Genomic DNA, 20,469 nt, shown 5'->3' on the forward strand with positions numbered 1-20,469 from the left:
CATATTCCTTTTGTGCTTTTTCACTACAGTACGTACTGTTTTCTTTGACATTTCTTTTTAATTCTCGTGCGATAGAAGAGTGATGCCGCTTCAAAATCGCACCAATTTTTCTTGTGGAATACCCTAATTTATAAAGTGCTTCTAGTTGTCCACGTTCAAACGTGGTAAAATGTGAATAGCTCATACTCGTCCTCCGTGTAAAAGGTTGTGTGGTAACTTCTATTTTACACGAAGCGAGGTGGGCTTTTTTGTTTTTTTTAAGTGTCGCACTTAATAATACAATTCGTCATGACGAATGAAAATAATTTGTAACTACGCAGTTACTTTAAGAAAAAAAGGCAGAAAAGCATTTTTTTTAAGTGGGCGAGAGGGACTGGCTATGCATAGGAGCGGCGAGTATTTCCTTTCATTTCCAACAATTTTATGAAAAATTCCCCCTTTCATTCGCACACGTTCTAAATACTGTACAATGATAGTAATCCCCTCATCAAAGACTTCACATCAAAGTACATACTACAATACAAAATTTCTACACTACAATTGCTAACTGTTTTTCTACTGGAGGTGCTTTTATATGAGCAATTGGTACAGTAAGACGAAAACTCAGACATTGCGTGAACTAGAAACAAATGAGCAGCAAGGTTTAACCGAAGAAATGGCAGCAGCCCGATTCAAAAAATACGGGAAAAATGAACTCGTAATGAAGAAAAAAAGAACTTTGGGTCAACGTATTTTCTCTCAAATCAATGATATTCTCGTCTATGTCCTTTTAATTGCAGCCCTTATTTCTGCCTTTGTCGGCGAATGGGCTGATGCTAGTATTATTACTGTTGTTGTCGTTTTAAATGCTGTAATTGGTATCATTCAAGAATCAAAAGCAGAGCAAGCTCTAGAAGCTCTACAAAAGATGGCGACTCCGAAAGCAATTGTAAAACGAGGTAGTGAATTAAAAGAAATTCCATCCGAAAATGTCGTTCCTGGAGACATTGTTCTGCTTGATGCAGGTCGCTATATTCCGTGCGACTTACGGCTCATCGAAACAGCCAATTTAAAAATTGAAGAGTCTGCTTTAACGGGTGAATCCGTTCCTGTAGATAAAGATGCAACGTATGAACCTTCCAAGAAAAATCACGAAAAGGTACCACTAGGTGATCAAAAAAATATGGCCTTTATGTCCACACTTGTTACATATGGCCGGGGTGTTGGCGTAGCTACTCAAACAGGAATGCATTCACAAATAGGAAAAATCGCCACTCTCTTACATCAAGCTGATGATGATACAACGCCTCTTCAAAAGAGCTTAGCGCAAGTTGGAAAATATTTAGGCTTCGTCTCTGTAGGAATATGTATCATCATGTTCTTAATTGGTTTTTTCCAAGGACGTGATACGTTAGAAATGTTTATGACAGCTATTAGTTTAGCAGTTGCCGCGATTCCAGAAGGCTTGCCAGCTATCGTTTCTATTGTTCTGGCGATCGGTGTACAGCGTATGATTAAACAAAATGTGATTATACGGAAACTTCCAGCTGTCGAAGCACTTGGCTCTGTTACAATTATTTGTTCAGATAAGACAGGTACATTAACGCAAAATAAAATGACAGTTACCCACTTTTATAGTGACTGTACATACGATGCATTAGAAAATTTAAACGTACATAATGATGTTCAGCGCCTATTATTAGAAAATATGGTTTTATGTAACGATGCATCGTATAATGCTGAATCACAAACTGGAGATCCAACAGAAATTGCACTTCTTGTTGCGGGATTGGCCTTTGACGTTCAAAAAGATACACTAGAGAAGAAGCATAAACGTCTAAATGAGTTTCCTTTTGACTCCGATCGTAAAATGATGTCAACGTTGCATGAATACGAAGACAACCACTTTAGCATGACAAAAGGAGCAATTGATAAACTCTTACCAAAGTGCACACATATTTTTAAAAATGGCACTGTGCAGCCATTAACTGAAAGTGATCAAACTGAAATAGTAGCAGCGGCACAAGCGATGTCAAAAAAAGCGTTACGAGTACTTTCGTTCGCTTTCAAACAATACAGTGCCGAGCATACTAATATGTATGAGGCAGAAGAAAATCTTATCTTCATTGGTCTTGTAGGGATGATTGACCCACCTCGCCTAGAAGTAAAGGCAGCTATCAAAGAATGCCAGAAAGCTGGCATTCGCACGGTTATGATTACAGGAGATCATAAAGATACAGCATTTGCCATTGCAAAAGAGCTTGGAATTGCTAAAAAAGAATCCGAAGTAATAATTGGAACACAATTGGACAATCTTTCAGATGAACAGCTCGCAAACGAAATTAATCATTTAAACGTCTTTGCCCGCGTTTCTCCTGAACATAAAGTAAAAATTGTAAAAGCATTACGCGCTAAAGGAAATATTGTTTCCATGACTGGGGATGGTGTTAATGATGCCCCGTCCTTAAAACAAGCAGATGTTGGTGTCGCAATGGGGATTACCGGAACAGATGTAGCGAAAGGCGCAGCTGACATGGTATTAACTGACGATAATTTCTCTTCAATTGTCAAAGCAGTCGACGAAGGAAGAAACATTTATCATAATATTAAAAAATCTATTCTATTTTTGCTTTCTTGTAACTTCGGAGAAATCATTGCACTCTTTTTAGCTATTTTACTTGGCTGGGCTACGCCCCTTCGTCCCATTCATATTTTATGGGTGAATTTAATTACAGATACACTTCCAGCATTATCACTGGGGGTTGATCCTGAAGATCCAGATGTTATGAAGGAGAAGCCGCGCCGCGCAGCAGAAAGCTTATTTAGCGGCAGTGTACCATTTCTCATTTTAAACGGGATTGTCATTGGGCTCATCACGTTAATTGCCTTTATTGTTGGCGCAAAATTATATACAGGGGATACGAATCTTTTCCCTCTCTTTCCATCACAAATTGGAGCAGATGCTTTATTACATGCGCAAACAATGGCCTTTGTCACATTAAGTTTTTCACAGCTCGTTCACTCTTTTAATTTACGATCACGTACAAAATCAATCTTCTCTATTGGGATATTTACAAATAAATACTTAGTTTTCTCTCTTCTTATCGGCGTATGTATACAAGTATGTATTATTTCGATCCCACCTCTTGCAAGCATATTTGGTGTCCATGCTTTAACAGTAAACGACTGGGGCTTTGTTTTATTACTTAGTATCATTCCACTACTAATAAATGAAGCAATAAAAATATTTAAAAGGCAGTGAGGAATCTCCTCACTGCCTTCTATTCTTATCCTTGCATTTCTTTCTTAATTCGGTCCGTTAAGTCTGCCATACGCTTACGGCTCTCTTCACGCTCACGTTTGTTTTGTTCTTCAATTTGTTTTGTTTCTTGAACACCTTTCGAAATAATGTTCCAAGTCTCTTCAAGTGTTTCCATCTTAATACTTGAGGAACCTGCTAATTTCGCTACTTCGACACTTTGCGTCGCGATATTTTGTGCATTTCTCTTCAATAACTCGTTTGTACGGCGATCAAGTTCTGCCATGGAATCCGCAACAAGTTTTTGACGCTTTGCATTTACAGCTTGAATGATGCCATTTTTAAAAATAGGAATTGTCGTAATAAACGCCGAATTAATTTTCCCGATTAACTTGTTGTTACCACGTTGAATCATACGAATTTGCGGTGCTGTTAATAGGGCAACCATGCGCGCTTTTTCTAAATCATCAATGCGTTGCTCTAAAATCTCTACAGAGTTTTTTAATGAGTCAAGTTCGATTCCTGCAAGTTGATCATTGTTCTGAACGCGCTCTTCATACATTGGCACTAATTCTGTTTGCAAGCGCTCAAGTAACATTTCACCCGCAACAACGTACTTCTCTAAATCTAAATAATATTTTAGGTTTTGATCATATAAACCATCTAACGTACCAATTGAACGCTTCATTTCATCTTGATATTTCGTGATTTCCACGTATACTTTATCCATTTCGCGTCCCATCGTTTGATACTTATTAAAGATTTGTTCAATCATTTGATTTCCTTTTTTAAATATACGAGAGAAAAAACCGCTTTTTTCCTCAACGAAATCTTTACTATCGAACTTGTCCATAATTTTCCCAAGCTGTTTTAATAGCTCACCAGAATCTTCTACTTTGGATAATGTCATCGTATGTAAAATCTGATCAGCAAACCTTGAAATTTCTAAAGATGGCTCTTTTCCTAGCTCAATTAATTCTAGTTGATCTTTTATATCCACTGAATTATAAATGCGCTGCACCTCAGAATCTTGTCTTAACTGCAGGCGAATATCTTGTGACGTTTGTTCATTCAATTCTGTTGTTGGATCTAATACGATCGGATTCATATATATCTTCCTTTCTTTATAAAAACGGCTTAAATAATCCTTTTAAAGTATTTGATAAATTTTTATAAGACGATGAACCATGGAACTCTACATCAAAGCTCACTTCTTCTAGCCAGTGGCAATCAAATGCGCCTGCTTCAATGTACTGCTCGATATCATTACGCCCTGTCGGATTAAAATGTAACACATCGACACCAATTTGATTTAAAAAGAGCATGAGTACCGCGTCAGAACGTGTCAGTTCTCCGCTTTTCTCATTGTTAAATATGACTATTTTCGGTACTTCTTGCGAATAATCAAATTTCTCAAGCTGCTCAAGTATGTTCGGTGGAATTTGCGAAAGCTGCGCAAACACATATAAAGCAGCGTCTTGCTCTGTTTCATTTCCCATTCTTTTGCACAGCCTACTTTCACATGTATGAATCATTGCCTCTGCAATGCCATACTGCAATCCTTCTGGTAAACGCTTATGCGGCCACCAATGGCTTTGAATGATGTTCTGTGCATCAAGTTTTCCCGAACGGTTTAACGCATCACGATAATGAAATTGAAAATTCGCTTTCTGTTCCTTTGTAAATGGAAATTGATTGATTAGCAAACTATTTTCATATGATGTTAACGTTTTTAATCTTTGAAAATACTCTTTCTCATTTTTAGATACACCAGACACTTTCGCAAATAACGATGGAATATAAATATGCCCTTTTTCTACAAAGAATGTTGGTCTTATAAATGCTTTTTCTTTCGTAATGATAAACAGTTCATCATACGTCGTTTTTAACGTCCGGGCAACTGGTGTATACGCCCTGAATTGCCATGGTTTATACAAGAGTGAATTATCATGATGAAGCACCTGCTCAATCTCTTTTGAGGCTTGATAAGCAACAGTTGCAACGCGCTCCCTCTTTTTATCCGGAAATGGCTCTAATGAAATTTGACTTGGATGCGAAATCACAAATGTTCGACTTTCTTCATCGATTGTTTCAAAACCATCTTTTCCTTCTGGATGATAATACAATACGTCACATCCGAGCATAATAAGAAAGTATAAAAAATAAATTCGACTTTCCGATGCATCACCGTACCATATAATTTGCGGCATTTGTACTTTATAATCTTTTTGTGAAAACCACTTCGAAATGTAATTTTCACTTAACTTAATCATATCAATTAAAAAACGGCGAAAACCTTCTGTTTTTAACGATTGATTATGCTGTTTTTCGTACAGCTTTAAAATTGAAATAAATGTTGTATGTATGTAGTGTTGTATATCAGGATGATCTACCTCGGGCAACAAACGTTTCCCCGTTAAATGAGCAACGAGACGATTAACAGTTAAACCGTTTGCGGCTTGTTGGTGCAATGAAAAAACTTCCTGAATATCGCGAAGCTTCTCTGAAGGAATGACTTTATTTAAATTTTGCTCATGAAGCACAGTGATCTTCTCATTTTGACTATACTCAAATAACTGGTTATAATACTCATCCGCATCATTTGGCACACCAAGAATGCGACATCCTATATAACTAAAATGTAGATTATTCTCTGTCAATTCATAATGCGGCCGCTTTGCTAAACCGACTTCAAACTGTTTTAATGCTTCTTCCCCGCTGAGTAGCTGTGGATGAAATGCAAAACGTGAGAACACACTCGTTCACCTCCAAACGAAACGTTTATAAAAAATGGGCGCCCGTATGACGAGCAAACCCATTTAGTCTATTAATCTTCTTTCTTAGTAGCTGCCACCTCTTCGCGAGTTTGGCGAGATGTTTTCATATAATGTAAAATAAATGTCGCACCAAATGCAATAACTAAGATGATGAAGAATAACCAGTGCTCCATTTCAATACCAAATACAGAAAGCAACATTTTCACAGCAATAATTGCAATTAATATATATGCTGTCGTTTCTAGTTCTGGAATACGTTCTAATAATCTTAAAAATACGCCGGCAATACCACGCATCATTAAAATTCCAAGCATTCCACCAAGAAGTAAAATCCATACTTCATTTGAAACACCAAATGCCGCAAGAACGCTATCCACAGAGAACGCAATGTCCATTAACTCAACCATTACTACTGTTCCCCAGAACATGCCAAACATTCTAAATAAAATGCTATCTTGCTTCATACCATGCGCTTCTTCGTCTTCTTCATTTCCTTTAGATTTATCAATGAAGTATTTGACAGAAAGCCATGCAAGATAAAGAGCACCAAGTACTTTTACCCATGCTAATTTAATTAAGTACATACCAATTCCGATGGCAATAAAACGAAATACATACGCACCAATAAGTCCATAAAATAAAGCTTTTTTACGCTTCTCTTCTGGAAGATGTTTTACCATAACAGCTAATACAAGCGCGTTATCAGCAGATAGCAATCCTTCCAAAATAACAAGCGTACCAATTAATCCCCAAGATACTGGATCTTGTAATACTTTTACCCACATATCTAAATTAAAGAATTGGGCATACGTATCAAGAATTCCGTGTAAAATCTCCATACAGCTCTTGACTCCTATTCTGTTTTTAAATTTCTAGAAAGCGGAAAAGAAGGAAACGAAAGTCGCTTCCTTCTTATGCATCCAAGCCGTACGCTCTTACAAGCGCACCTAGTCCACCTTGGAAGCCACTTCCGACAGCATTAAACTTCCACTGTCCATTATGACGGTATAATTCACAAAAGACAACCGCTGTTTCAATGGAGAAATCTTCCCCTAAATCATAGCGAAGCACTTCCTCATTTGTTTCTTCATTTGCTAAACGAACAAACGCATTGGCAACTTGTCCAAAGTTTTGACGACGACCCTCTGCATCATAAATGGTAACTGTAATTGCAATACGGTGTACATCAGCTGGGATTTTGCTTAGATCAACAACTAATTGTTCATCATCACCTTCACCTTCTCCAGTTCGGTTATCACCTGTATGCGTAACAGAACCACAAGGAGATTGTAAATTGTTATAAAAGATAAAGTCTGTTTCTTTCGTACATTTACCTTCTTGATTTAATAAGAAAGCAGATGCGTCTAAATCATAATCAGATCCGCCGTCATATTGTTTAATATCCCAACCAAGACCAATAACTGCTTTTGTAAGGCCTGGGCTTGTCTTACCTAAATCAATTTTTTGTCCTTTTTGTAACTGAATAACCATCGCGCTTCACCTCTATTTACATAGATTCTTTATCCCGCTTTAACGGGCAGTAAGATCCCAAAAAAAGCGAGGAAGATAAGCGGGGGATGAACCCTCCCCACTTATGAAAGTTTCACTTTACTCTACATCTAAACCAAAGTTTTTACATAAAGCTGCTAATCCACCTTGGAAGCCGCTTCCGATTGCATTAAACTTCCAATCACTGTTATGACGGTATAATTCACCAACTACAACTGCTGTTTCAATCGAGAAATCTTCACCTAAGTCATAGCGAATTAGCTCTGTGTTCTTCTCTTCATCTAAAATACGTACGAAGGAGTTAGATACTTGTCCAAAGTTTTGACGACGACCTTCTCCATCATAAATTGTAATCGTAAAGCAAATACGTTCGATATGCGCAGGAACATTTTTCAAATCAACTTTGATTGTTTCATCGTCCCCTTCGCCTTCTCCTGTACGATTATCCCCTAAATGCTGTACAGATCCGTTTGCTCCAATTGGATTATTATAGAAAACGAAGTCTTCTCCTCCGCCAACTTTACCATTTGCTCCAACTAAGAAAATACTTACATCTAAATCAAAATCAGCTTGTCCATCATATTTATTTGTATCCCAACCAAGACCAACAATTACTTTTGAAAGACCTGGATTTGTTTTCGTTAAATCTACTTTTTGTCCTTTTTGTAATGAAATAACTGCCATATGTAGCGCCTCCTTAAAAGTTATTGATAACGCGTTACAATTTCACTTAAATTTTTATCTTGTGTTCCTTCTCCGATCGCCGAGAACTTCCAATCATTACCATAACGGTACATTTCGCCAGCAATTAAGGTTGTCTTTCCGCCGTAGTTATCAGTTAAGTTATAACGCGCTAACTCTTCACCTGTTTGCGGATTTTGAATACGAATATACGCATTACGAATCATCCCAAAGTCTTGACGACGGTTCACACAATCATAAATATTTACAACAAAGATGAGGCGGTTTATTCTAGATGGAATTTTTTGCAATTCAACAAAAATAGTTTCATCATCTCCTGCACCCTCACCTGTTAAATTATCACCCGAATGAGTAACACTTCCGCAAGAAGATAATTTATTCCCAAAATATATGAGATCATGTTTATGTAAAAACTGATCATTCTCAAGCATGATCACAGATGCATCGCAGTCAATATTTGGCTTACTTCCAAACAATGAAGATAAAAATCCACCTGCTTTTTCAATTGGATCCCACCCTAAGCCAACTTGTAACTTTGTTAACCCTGGTTGTCCTTTCGTTAAGTCGATCTTCTGTCCTTTTTCTAAAATGATAGGCATGAAGTCTCTTCCTTTCTACAAATGCTTTTCCAGCTAGGAAAAAATTGTATTCTTTCTTTAATATTGTAGCATTTTTCATAGATTGAAAAAAAGAATAATTTTTTGATTATATGAAAACATCTATTTAATTTCTCTGCATCAATGTCAGAAGTGCACAGCCCCCAAATAATATATCGGTGCAAATGTTGAATTTATCGGCACTTCGACATAAAGATTGCGGCTATACAGAAGAGCCTGCACTTGCTTCTTTCCTTGTTTTACCTTGTATGTGGCGGGAAAGGGCACTGACCGTTTTCTCACCCATCGAAAAAGAATGTTTTTATATACATACAAATTGCCTTTTTAACATCTAAGTCGCTGCTATGCAGAACAAAACATGGCCGCTACTTGCTGTCTATCTTTGTTTTAAACTTTGCACGTGGCTGGAAAAGGAACTGACCGCCTCGATGCATGGCCAGTTGCTCTCGTCTCCTCCCCTAAAAAATTGGTTTTCATCTCATTTTTTCAATTTGTATTTATCTAACTTCTTTACTTCTCATTAACATTATGAATCTAGCTATTTTTTAATATGAAGATATAAGTTTTACAGAACTCGCTTTCACATACACACTATTATACGCTGGGTTGTCAGAAACTAACTCATAGTATGCTCCACTTGAAGTTTGAATGGTGTTCTTAATTGCAACTGTCATATTACGAGGTGCCACACTCGCTTGTGTGCCGCCTATATTTTTTAATATTCCAGCCCCTGCTTGCACCATACCTAGCTGATATCTATTCAAATCTTTTCCACCGTTCATGGTATCAAGTTTATTCATAAGAGAAGCAATTTGTTGGCCCCAATTCTCATCACTTGCATACATGACGTTCATACCTTGTGATTTATCTCCCAAATTCCCGCCATTATATGTCCAGCCATTTGGATTTAAATAGTTTTTATCAATATATGAAGCGCAGAAGTTAATACCCTCTTCCCATGTTTTAAATGCCGTTGCACCGTTGTATGGATCAGAATCTACTGCTCTAAAACCAAATAAATTTTTCTTATCTTGTGCAATCCGACTTTTCCCCCAACCAGATTCCAAAACGGCATGAGATAGTAAATAACCTGCATTTAAATTATATTTTTGTGCTGCATTAACAAAATATTTTCCAGTTCCAATTAACGGACTACCTGCACTATTTTTTCTTAAGAAATCATCAATGTCTTTCGCTGTATAAGTAGATGTGGCGCGAATCGGCACATATTCAAAATATTGATAACTATCTTGGCCGCCAATTTGCGTTTTATCAAATGCCTCATAACGCTGACCTTCTTGTAAATGCTTTGGTGCATTACCAATTTGGTACGCCACGTGCTTATTCGTAGAGTTGTTATATACATAGTGATAAAGCTTTCCATTTTTCACTGTATAATATGACGTTGACTCATGAACCATATTTGGATATAAAGTAACATCGTCTATATTGACGTATCCTATTGTACCATCAATTTTCACATGCACACGGTCACCATCCGATTTTAGGAACTTTAAGTCAGCTCCTTCTCGTACATATGTTAACTTTTTACCAGTCGCAATATCATAAATATTAATGAGTTTATTCGCTCGTACAAAGCCTTGTTTCATATTCACAACTTTACCATTGCTAACAATATAACCATCTTCTTGTTTATTTTGCAGTTCTTTTTCTGCTTCCGTTCCATTCGATTTTTGGACTTTTCCAGCAGCTGTGATTACTTCATAAGAAGATGATTGTTTTAATTTTAAGAACTGTAAAGAAACATAACCTTCTTTTCCATTTACTCGCACTTTCGCCCAGCCATTTTCCTTGCCTATTACGGAAACAGATTCACCATTTTTCAAGTGGGCTACAATTGAAGTATTTGTTGAAGGACCTTGGCGCACATTTAATAAAGATGTATTTACAACGCCTCGTTCTTCCGTCACTTGTCCATTATTTCCGTTATTTCCATTGTTTCCGTTGTTAGCATTCGAACTCGTACTAATTTGCACAAACTCTAGCGATACATAACCTTCTTTTCCGTTATATGCAATCTTCGCCCAGCCATTTGCTTTTCCTAGTACTGTTATTTTCTCGCCTTGTTTTAAGTTTCCGAGAATCGTACTGTTTGTGTTTGCTCCGCTTCTTACTCGCAAACTTGTCGCTGTTATGGTTCCTGCTTCTTGTGCACCTGTCGCTATGTTTTCTGGTGGTTTCCCTGCTGGCTTCTCTGCTACCTTACCTTCTAATTTCACAAACTCTAACGATACATAACCTTCTTTTCCGTTGTACGAAATCTTTGCCCAGCCATTTGCTTTTCCTAGTACTGTTATTTTCTCACCTTGTTTTAAGTTTCCGAGAATCGTACTGCTTGTGTTTGCTCCGTTTCTTACTCGCAAACTTGTCGCTGTTATGGTTCCTGCTTCTTGTGCACCTGTCGCAATACTTTCTTGTGGTTTCTCTGCTGCCCTGCCTTCTAACTTCACAAACTCTAACGATACATAGCCTTCTTTTCCGTTATACGAAATCTTCGCCCAGCCGTTTGCTTTTCCGAGTACTGTTACCTTTTCGCCTTGTTTTAAGTTTCCGAGAATGCTACTACTTGTGTTCGCTGCGCTTCTTACTCGTAAACTTGTCGCTGTTATTGCTCCCGTCTCTTGCGCACCTGTCGCAATACTTTCTTGTGGTTTCTCGGCCGGCTTCTCTGCTGCCTTACCTTCTAATTTCACAAATTCTAACGATACATAACCTTCTTTTCCGTTATGCGCAATCTTCGCCCAGCCATTTGCTTTTCCTAGTACTGTTACTTTCTCGCCTTGTTTTAAGTTTCCAAGAATCGTACCGCTTGTGTTTGCCGCACTTCTTACTCGCAAACTTGTCGCTGTTATGGTTCCTGCCTCTTGCGGACCATTATTAATTGTTGGTTGCTGCGGCGGTGCTGGTTGCGGTGCTACTCCTGCTTTCTCTCCCACTTTAATAAATTCTAGTGAAACATAACCTTCTTTTCCTTTATATTCAATTTTGGCCCAGCCATTTGCTTTTCCTATAACGGTAACAGTCTCTCCTTTTTGAACACTTCCAAGAAGAGTGCTACCTACACCAGGGCTATTACGAACATTTAGACGTGTCGCTGTGACAACACCCGTTTCACGTTGTCCATTATTAATACTTGTTTGCTGCTTCGATTCGGTTACAGGTTTTGTTCCTGCCATCTTTAAAAACTGCAGTGAAACATAACCCTCTTTACCATTGGATGAGATTTTTGCCCAATCTTTTTGTACTTCTAATACCTTTACAGTTGTTCCTCGTTTTACTTGTCCGACAATTGGACTTTGTGTTGTTGGTTGTTGACGTATATTTAAATTTGTGGCATTTACTGTAGCTGTGCTTTCTTCTTGTGCAAAAGCATTTGTAGAAATAAGAGATGCTGCTGTCGCTAAAAATGTGCCTGCTATAATTTGTTTTGTTGTTCGTTTCATGATTAATTAGAATATAAGGATTTTTATATTCTGAAGTCACTTCCTTTCCTTATTTCTTATCTCATATTATAACATAACTATTAGTGCGCCTTATGTTTGAAAATTGTTAAAAGTCCATGAAATCATATGTCCACTGATATATCGGCGATTCGACACAAGATAAAGGCGCTTCGACAATGTTCAACATACTAAATGCACGAAAAGGAGCTGACTAATGTCAGCTCCTTTTCGTTAATTCTTTAATACGCCTTACCCCAATACACCATATGTTTTGCCTCTTTCTCACAGCACACACAATGCTTAGCTAATTCCTCTTGTTCAAATGGCATACAACGTGATGTAACGCCTACTTCTTCTTTTAACGTTTCTTCACACTCAAGACTTCCACACCACATCGCTTTAATGAACCCTTGCTTTTCTGCTGCTTGCTTCATCTCTTCAAAAGTAATAGCTGTATATGTTTTTTCTTCACGCAGCGCTTTTGCTTTTTCAAATAAAGACTGATGAATATCCTCAAGTAATGTTGCAATACGTTCTTCTAATTCGTTTATAGATACAAATTCCTTTTCTTTCGTATCACGACGTACAAGGACAACTTGATTTTTTTCAATATCTTTCGGCCCTACTTCTAAGCGAATTGGTACCCCCTTCATCTCATATTCATTAAACTTCCAGCCTGGTGTTTTGTTGCTTGCATCCATTTTCACGCGCGCAACTTTTTGAATACGTGCTTGAAGTTCAGCTGCTTTTTCTAACACACCTTCTTTATGCTGAGCAATTGGTACAATCATCACTTGCGTTGGCGCAATCTTTGGTGGTAATACAAGACCATTATTATCACTATGCACCATAATAAGTCCGCCGATCATTCTCGTTGATACGCCCCAAGATGTTTGGTGGGCATATTGCCACTTCCCATTTCGATCTAGAAACTTAATATCAAATGCTTCTGTGAAGTTCGTACCAAAATTATGCGACGTGCCCGTTTGCAATGCTTTACCATCATGCATTAAGCTTTCAATTGTATAAGTCGCTTTTGCCCCGGCAAATTTCTCTTTTTCCGTCTTTTGTCCTTTTATAACTGGAATCGCTAAATACTCCTCACAAAACGACGCATATATATTTAAAATGTTAAGCGTTTCTTGCTGTGACTCTTCTGCTGTCTCATGAATTGTATGACCTTCTTGCCATAAAAATTCAGTTGTGCGTAAGAATGGACGTGTTGTTTTTTCCCAACGGACAACAGAGCACCATTGATTATATAACTTTGGTAAATCATTGTACGATTGTACAATTTTTGAGAAATGCTCACAGAATAACGTTTCTGATGTCGGACGAATACAAAGACGCTCAGCTAATTCCTCATCTCCGCCGTGCGTTACCCACGCTACTTCTGGCGCAAAACCTTCTACATGGTCCTTCTCTTTTTGAAGTAAACTTTCTGGAATAAACATTGGCATATATACATTTTCATGATCTGTTTCTTTTAACTTTTCATCCATTACTTTTTGAATGTTTTCCCAAAGGGCGTACCCATACGGGCGTAAAATCATACATCCTTTTACACTTGAATAGTCAACAAGCTCAGCTTTTTTTACGATATCCGTATACCACTGCGCGAAATCTTCTTCCATTTTTGTAATGGCTTGTACTTGTTCTTTTTTCATTTTCTTTTCCTCCTTCTCAAAATAAAAAAAGCCCGCATCCCTAAAATAGGGACCGAGCTTTTTGCCGGCGTTACCACCCTGATTCATATACAACATGTATATGCTCTCTTGGTTGATATCGGAAATATTCCGCTGCATATGCAGAACTCAAAGGTAGGTTCCATATTGTCTTTTAAGAATCTCTCAGCCACTGGATTCTCTCTCTGCAAAAAGATTGAACATGTACTAGTCCTTTTTCATCGTCGTAACAATATAAATTTGTTGATTATCATAATACACACCCCATAATAACGCAATAGGGAATTTTTTGATTTTTATATATTCTTTTCAGTTTATTTTGTTTTATACTCGTATTACATATCTTTCTTTCGGAAAAATTTCACGATTTGATGAAGTAACATCCCAACAGTTGTTCCAATTAATACAAAAAAACAGAGGAAGCCATATCCCATACCTTCCCATCCATCAAGAAAAAATAACGTAAAGAAAAAACTAACCAAGCAAATAATAATCACAATAAGTCCGAACGTAATATCAAACGAACGATTTGGAAAACTTTTGCGCAATATGAACGAAATCAAAAAAACAAGAACCATTGTGATTATGCTACTTATTAGAAAAAATTCCATTCTTTTCACTCCTTTAATTGTATTATACGTTTATCCCGCATTAACGGGCAGTAATACTCCCACCTCAAAATTTGGCGAAAGCAAAGAAGTTAGGTGGGAGATAAACTGCCCGTAAAAGCCCGATTGGTGAGGGCTAATAATCAGTGGGGGATGAAGAAAACCCCCACTGATTAAAGTTTCACTTTATAAATCTAAAAATTCTAAAAAAAAAATTCTTTTTGGTAGTAGTTTTTATAACCAAGTATTAATAGTAATATATATAAATAGGTTGTAGAACTTTTGGAGGTATTATTCTATGAACAAGCCTGCAACAAAACATGTAATTATTTTATCTTTTGATTGTTTATCAGCTTTAGATTTTCCTATATTACAAAACCTTCCTCACTTCCGTTCTTTACTAAAACGTGGTGCATACGCTGAAAAAGTTGAAGGTATTTATCCATCAGTTACATATCCGAGTCATACAACAATTGTGACAGGAAATTATCCTGCAAAGCATGGGGTTGTTAACAATACACTGCTGCAACCTGGGAAGGAATCACCGGACTGGCACTGGTACCGCCGCTCGATTCAAGGAACAACCCTTTATGATGAAGCACAAAAAGCAAACTTAAAAACAGCTGCACTTCTATGGCCTGTAACAGGAAGAGCAAAAATCGACTACAACATGCCAGAAATTTTTCCAAATCGTCCATGGCAAAATCAAATACTCGTCTCCTTATTTAGCGGGAGTCCATTGTATCAGCTAGAGTTAAATCGGCGTTTTGGTCATATTCGGAATGGTTTGTCACAACCAGAACTAGATGATTTTGTACTCGCTTCTGCAGTACACACGATTCAAACGAAAAAGCCAAATCTTATGTTTGTTCATTTCACTGACTTAGACTCGCAGCGCCATTATCATGGATTTTCATCTGAGGAAACAGTCGCAGCGATTCAGCGCCATGATAAACGTCTCGGTGCAATTGTTGATGCACTTCGCGAAAGCGGTATGTATGACAGGGCGACGATCATAGCGCTTGGAGATCATAGCGCCTTAGATGAAAATAAGGCGATCCAATTAAATGTCTTATTGCGTGAACAGGGGTTCCTTACTGTGAATCAAAAAGGAGAGGTAACAAATTGGAAAGCGTATTGTCAAAGCTGTGACGGCTCAGCATATATATACGTAAAAGATAAAAATGATACAGAAACCATTGGAAGTTTACACCGTTTACTACAAGAACTCATACAAGATGAACAAAACGGCATAGAATTTCTATTAACCGATGAGGAAGCAAAAGATTTAGGTGCCGATGGAAATTGCCTCTTTATGCTAGAGGCGCGAGAAGGCTATTACTTTTTAGAGAATCATACTGGAGACCTTATAAGAGAGATTACAAGAGAAGATGTGACTTCTAATAAAAAGTATACGTTTGGTACCCACGGCTATTCCCCGTCAAAGCCAAATTATGAAACGATTTTTATGGCAGCCGGTAAAGGAATTCGTCAAGGCGCGATTATTCCGCACATGCGACTAATTGATGAAGGTCCTACAATTGCGAGATTGCTTGGATTACATCTTGGTGAAACAGACGGAAAGGTTATAGATGATTTATTAGAATTGTAAAGTTTTGTAAACTCCATGTAAATATTTAATCAGTTTCTCTTTTTTACTTACGTATTTCTGTACAATAACATTACATTAGTTAGAGGAGGAACGTTTATGAAAAAAATGTCCAGGCAAGAAAAAAGCTGGATATTATATGACTGGGCAAACTCAGTATATTCACTCGTTATTACAACTGCTATATTTCCAATCTACTTTAAAGCAGCTGCTAAAGAAGCTGGTCTTGCAGGCACAACATCAACTGCATATTGGGGGTATGCCAATTCCTTTGCAACACTTATGGTGTCTATACTCGCTCCAATTCTTGGCACAATTGCTGATTATAAAGGATTTAAGAAACGATTCTTCACATTCTTTTTCCTATTAGGCATTATTTTTACAAGTATGTTGGCAGTCGTACCAACTTCGCAGTGGATGCTCTTACTTTGCTGTTACATGCTCGCTTTAATTGGATTTGCAGGAGCCAATATTTTTTACGATGCATTTTTAATAGATGTAACGACAGAGGAACGAATGAACCGTATTTCAACACGCGGCTTTGCCCTTGGCTATATTGGGAGCACGATTCCATTTATCGGCTGCATGGCTCTTATTATTCTTTCACAAAAAAGTATCATCCCGTTATCAGTCGGCATCGCAAGCCAAATTTCATTCGCAATTACAGCGCTTTGGTGGGGACTCTTTACAATCCCTATGTTAAAAAATGTGGAACAACGCTATTTTATCGAACGTGATCCAAGTCCTGTTGTGACAAGCTTTAAGCGTCTTATTCATACATTTAAAAATATCCGTCAATACCGAACAGTTTTCTTCTTTCTCCTTGCCTATTTCTTTTATATTGATGGAGTCGACACGATCATTACAATGTCAACAGCATATGGAACAGACCTTGGTATTAGCGCAACAAGTTTAATAATTATTTTATTCGTCACGCAGATCGTTGCCGGTCCGTTTGCCTTGTTATATGGCAAGTTATCTGAAACATTTACCGGCAAGAAAATGCTATATGTTGGAGTTATTATGTATATTATTATTTGTACGTACGCTTATTTCCTAAAAACAACGTTAGACTTCTGGATTTTGGCAATGCTCGTTGCTACTTCACAAGGTGGTATTCAAGCGTTAAGCCGCTCCTATTTTGCAAAGCTTATTCCGAAAGAATCCGCAAACGAATTCTTTGGATTTTATAACATATTTGGTAAATTCGCAGCCATTATGGGCCCGGTTCTCGTCGGTGTCACAACGCAGTTAACCGGTAAAACAAACGCTGGTGTGTTAAGTATTATCGTACTATTTATCATAGGAGGATTTCTGTTAACACGTGTACCAGAGGGAGCTTCGGCTTCTATAACAGAATCTTCTCAAAATCTGAAAACATTATAATCGAGCGCTCTCCCGATTTATATGGGAGAGCGTTTTTACCACTTACCCTTCTTGTTTTTGTGTCATTTTCATTCGAAGTACCGGTAAAATAGCCGCTAAACCTAATACCGCGGCTATGCTAAATACGATTACGAGCGATGTTGTCTCCTTCAATACGCCTCCTAGCGACACACCGATTAGCAGCGTGCTCATGAATAGTGGTAATACCGTTCCATTTACCCGGCCAATCATGTTCTCATCTACAAGTTGAATCATAAACGTTCCGACTACGATGTTTACACAAGCTAAACAAACTCCTGTTATAAACCGCATGCATACTGTAATCCAAAACGAAGTCGAAAATCCTTCTACAACAAATGAAACTGCTAAAACAAGCATTCCAAAAACAAGTAGATGTTTCTGCTTTACTTTTGTAGCCACCATAGCTGCCACACCGCCCCCAATTAACATCCCAATGCCATCAGCTGCAGTTAAATATTGGACAGCCTCTTTCTCCATCCCTAATCGCTCCACAACAAGAAAGATTTCAAGCGGTTGTACTAAACCTGCTGCTAAGCCAATAATCGAAAAAGCAATAGCCAACATTCGCAGGGGATTCAAACGTAACACATACAACCAACCTTCTTTTATATCATTCCATAATGAAGATTGCCGCGTCTCTACTTCTTTCATCCACCGTGGCAGAAATGAAAGACAAAGAGCTGATAAAGCAAAAATAATGATTAAGCTGTAGAGTGATGCAAATAAACCGAGCTGCGTATATACGAATGTTCCTACAACTGGACCAAAGATCAGGAACAATGCTTGTAAACTTTGAGATATAGCAATAGCTGCACTCACATGTTCCTCTTCAACATGACGTTTAAAAACACGCGAAGTTGCTGGCTGTGAAAATTGGCTGACGACCGCTGACACAAATGTTGCCGCAAATAATGCTTGCCAATATCCAAGCTTTAATAAGAAAACAATCATAACGATAGATAGTGCACTTAATATATCCCCTGTAATCATCGTACGATTTGGATTCCACCGATCAGCCAAGGCACCTCCAATAAATGAAAAGATAAATATAGGAGCATATTCCATGACAGACAATATAGAAACAGCAATAGGATCATTATTTGTCTGTTCCATAACAAAAAACAAAAGCGCCATATTTCGGATCCAAATCCCAAATTGCTGTAAAATATCCGAAGCGATTACGAGCAAAAACACTCGATTCTTTAATAGAGCATTCATCAATATCTCCCCCTTTAATAAACCGACCGTTCAGTCTAAATTTCTTTAAAAGAAAAGCTGCCGATATTACGATCCAGCTGCCATTCCCTGTAATAAAACATCAATTGCCTTTTTATAAATCCGTTTCATTTCTTCTGCATTCATTTCATAATATAATGGTCCAAGCCCAGCTAACAGACCGTTCACAACGTACATAAGATCATTTACATCGTCTTGGCAAAATTCACCTGATGCCATCCCTTCTTCAACTAGCTTCCTGAAAATGCTATACGTTTCACGAGTTAAGGCGATCATTTCATCCATTATATCTTTCCTTACAACTTGACTCGTTAGAAATTCTTCAATTGTACTAGAAATTGGGTTTTGGACATCTTCCACATAATATTCCGCAAGGCCATATAGCTTTTCCGTACTTGTACGATACTGTTTTTCTTTTTCGGCCCACTTTTCCAACCAATCGTACGTATGCTGCTTCACTACAAATAAAAACAATTCTTCTTTACTTTTAAAGTGATAGTAAATACTGCCCTTACTCCGCTCAGTAACTTCACAAATGTCTTCCATCGATGTTGCTGCATACCCTGTTTTTGAAAATAATTCTTCTGCTTTATACGCAATTTCTCTTTTAATTTCTTCAGCACTTTTTCTCATGACTGCACCTCACTATACCGACCGTTCAGTCTAATTTTAACAAAAACTGCCTCTTCCTTGCAAGAGGCAGTTTCCTTATTTTATGAAAACATCTTATCAATCCAATTATGAATTGCGTACACTTTCCCTACCTTTAACGCAATCTTAAATAGAATAACACCACCTGCTACTACAGCAAATGCAATCATTTTCCCTTTGTTTTTTACTTTCGGCTTTTTTTCCATTCTCTATTCCCTCTTTATCTCTTTATTAAATTCCTCATGAATCAGATGTTTATCTATATAACTATACTTTGTTTTTCGAATATATAAGTCGCTGCCACGCAAAACACAACATGGCCCCTACTCTCTTTCTCCCTTTGTTTTAACCATCGCACGTGGCAGAAAAAAGGCCCTGACTGCACCTATGCATGGCCATTCGCTCACGCCCTCGACTAAAAAGAAAGGTTTTTTGTTACTTCCATTAATCAAACGTTTGTTTAATACATTTCCCAAGGCTTTGCCCCAACTAATCAAACGTTTGTTTAAATTCCAAAACAATAAAAAAATGCGCCTTTTCGGCGCATTTCTATATCAATCTCCACCACCGCCGCCACAGCTGCCACCATCTCCGCCAAAAGAACTTCCGCAATCTCCCGAGCTGTCACTAGATCCTGCAAAAAATATTGGTGCACTATAGCTATCCGTTGAATCGGAATTGTATCGGCTTCGTCCCCTTTTTCTCCCACTCGATCCATTTACTTTTACAATAATTGCAACTAGTAAAGCAAAAAATATAACGCCTACTACCATTTCCATTCTAAAATCCCCCTTTCACTCTTCAACTAGAGTGTGATTTATATTTTTCAGGGAAAGCAATTACAACTATATATTTCGCCAAAACTTACTCCATATCCTCTAATAAAATTACATTTTTGCTTAAATTAGGATAAATTTCGAATAAATAGTATAAATAGCGATTTTTATCTCTTATTTACTTCAAAAT

At 37.6% G+C, this 20,469-nt stretch carries 17 protein-coding genes and 1 other annotated feature; of the genes, 3 read left to right on the top strand and 14 right to left on the bottom strand.

From position 1 onward, the window contains the following. A partial coding sequence (locus H280_RS23970; protein ID WP_020062748.1) for a helix-turn-helix domain-containing protein occupies window positions 1-184 on the bottom strand: 184 nt, incomplete at its 3' end. Between the two features lie 390 nt (window positions 185-574). Here H280_RS23970 and H280_RS0119170 point away from each other — a divergent pair. Continuing rightward, window positions 575-3,241 (top strand): cation-translocating P-type ATPase, encoded by a 2,667-nt coding sequence (locus tag H280_RS0119170; protein WP_020062749.1) that lies wholly within the window; start codon window positions 575-577, stop codon window positions 3,239-3,241. A gap of 25 nt (window positions 3,242-3,266) precedes the next feature. Here the strand turns inward: H280_RS0119170 and H280_RS0119175 are convergent, their stop codons facing one another. The 9 genes from H280_RS0119175 to H280_RS0119215 form a co-directional block, all read right to left on the bottom strand. Further along, window positions 3,267-4,346 carry a toxic anion resistance protein gene (locus H280_RS0119175; protein WP_020062750.1) on the bottom strand — a complete coding sequence of 360 codons (1,080 nt, stop codon included), beginning with the start codon at window positions 4,344-4,346 and terminating at the stop codon, window positions 3,267-3,269. A 16-nt stretch (window positions 4,347-4,362) separates the two neighbouring features. Further along, window positions 4,363-5,994, bottom strand: a complete 1,632-nt coding sequence (locus tag H280_RS0119180) for a YceG family protein (RefSeq protein WP_020062751.1) — start codon at window positions 5,992-5,994, stop codon at window positions 4,363-4,365. 71 nt (window positions 5,995-6,065) lie between these two features. Next, window positions 6,066-6,854, bottom strand: coding sequence for a TerC family protein (locus H280_RS0119185; protein WP_020062752.1), 789 nt, complete (start codon window positions 6,852-6,854; stop codon window positions 6,066-6,068). A 73-nt stretch (window positions 6,855-6,927) separates the two neighbouring features. Continuing rightward, window positions 6,928-7,506 (bottom strand): TerD family protein, encoded by a 579-nt coding sequence (locus H280_RS0119190; RefSeq protein ID WP_020062753.1) that lies wholly within the window; start codon window positions 7,504-7,506, stop codon window positions 6,928-6,930. A 117-nt stretch (window positions 7,507-7,623) separates the two neighbouring features. After that, window positions 7,624-8,208 (bottom strand): TerD family protein, encoded by a 585-nt coding sequence (locus H280_RS0119195; RefSeq protein WP_020062754.1) that lies wholly within the window; start codon window positions 8,206-8,208, stop codon window positions 7,624-7,626. 20 nt (window positions 8,209-8,228) lie between these two features. Next, window positions 8,229-8,825: a TerD family protein gene (locus H280_RS0119200; RefSeq protein WP_020062755.1), complete on the bottom strand. Its 597-nt coding sequence runs from the start codon at window positions 8,823-8,825 to the stop codon at window positions 8,229-8,231. A 563-nt stretch (window positions 8,826-9,388) separates the two neighbouring features. Continuing rightward, window positions 9,389-12,307 (bottom strand): SH3 domain-containing protein, encoded by a 2,919-nt coding sequence (locus tag H280_RS25335; RefSeq protein WP_020062756.1) that lies wholly within the window; start codon window positions 12,305-12,307, stop codon window positions 9,389-9,391. Window positions 12,308-12,546: 239 nt separating this feature from the next. Then, a complete protein-coding gene (proS, locus tag H280_RS0119210) occupies window positions 12,547-13,974 on the bottom strand; it encodes a proline--tRNA ligase (RefSeq protein ID WP_028411308.1) in 1,428 nt (475 codons plus the stop codon). Between the two features lie 44 nt (window positions 13,975-14,018). Continuing rightward, window positions 14,019-14,223 (bottom strand) — a binding site (T-box leader). Between the two features lie 104 nt (window positions 14,224-14,327). Then, entirely contained in the window at window positions 14,328-14,603 is a 276-nt protein-coding gene (locus H280_RS0119215) for a YesK-like family protein (protein ID WP_020062758.1), read from the bottom strand. 295 nt (window positions 14,604-14,898) lie between these two features. Between H280_RS0119215 and H280_RS0119220 the strand changes: the two genes are divergently transcribed. Both H280_RS0119220 and H280_RS0119225 read left to right on the top strand, forming a co-directional pair. Next, window positions 14,899-16,212, top strand: a complete 1,314-nt coding sequence (locus H280_RS0119220; RefSeq protein WP_020062759.1) for an alkaline phosphatase family protein — start codon at window positions 14,899-14,901, stop codon at window positions 16,210-16,212. A gap of 96 nt (window positions 16,213-16,308) precedes the next feature. Beyond that, window positions 16,309-17,595 (top strand): MFS transporter, encoded by a 1,287-nt coding sequence (locus tag H280_RS0119225; RefSeq protein ID WP_020062760.1) that lies wholly within the window; start codon window positions 16,309-16,311, stop codon window positions 17,593-17,595. Between the two features lie 42 nt (window positions 17,596-17,637). Here the strand turns inward: H280_RS0119225 and H280_RS0119230 are convergent, their stop codons facing one another. The 4 genes from H280_RS0119230 to H280_RS0119250 form a co-directional block, all read right to left on the bottom strand. After that, a complete protein-coding gene (locus H280_RS0119230) occupies window positions 17,638-18,834 on the bottom strand; it encodes an MFS transporter (RefSeq protein WP_020062761.1) in 1,197 nt (398 codons plus the stop codon). Between the two features lie 66 nt (window positions 18,835-18,900). Next, window positions 18,901-19,485, bottom strand: coding sequence for a TetR/AcrR family transcriptional regulator (locus H280_RS0119235; RefSeq protein WP_020062762.1), 585 nt, complete (start codon window positions 19,483-19,485; stop codon window positions 18,901-18,903). A gap of 80 nt (window positions 19,486-19,565) precedes the next feature. After that, entirely contained in the window at window positions 19,566-19,709 is a 144-nt protein-coding gene (locus tag H280_RS0119240; RefSeq protein ID WP_020062763.1) for a hypothetical protein, read from the bottom strand. Window positions 19,710-20,057: 348 nt separating this feature from the next. Further along, window positions 20,058-20,282, bottom strand: a complete 225-nt coding sequence (locus H280_RS0119250) for a hypothetical protein (RefSeq protein ID WP_020062765.1) — start codon at window positions 20,280-20,282, stop codon at window positions 20,058-20,060. Between the last annotated feature and the right edge of the window lie 187 nt (window positions 20,283-20,469).

Source organism: Bacillus sp. 123MFChir2, from assembly GCF_000383235.1.
Taxonomy (GTDB): Bacteria; Bacillota; Bacilli; order Bacillales; family Bacillaceae_G; genus Bacillus_A.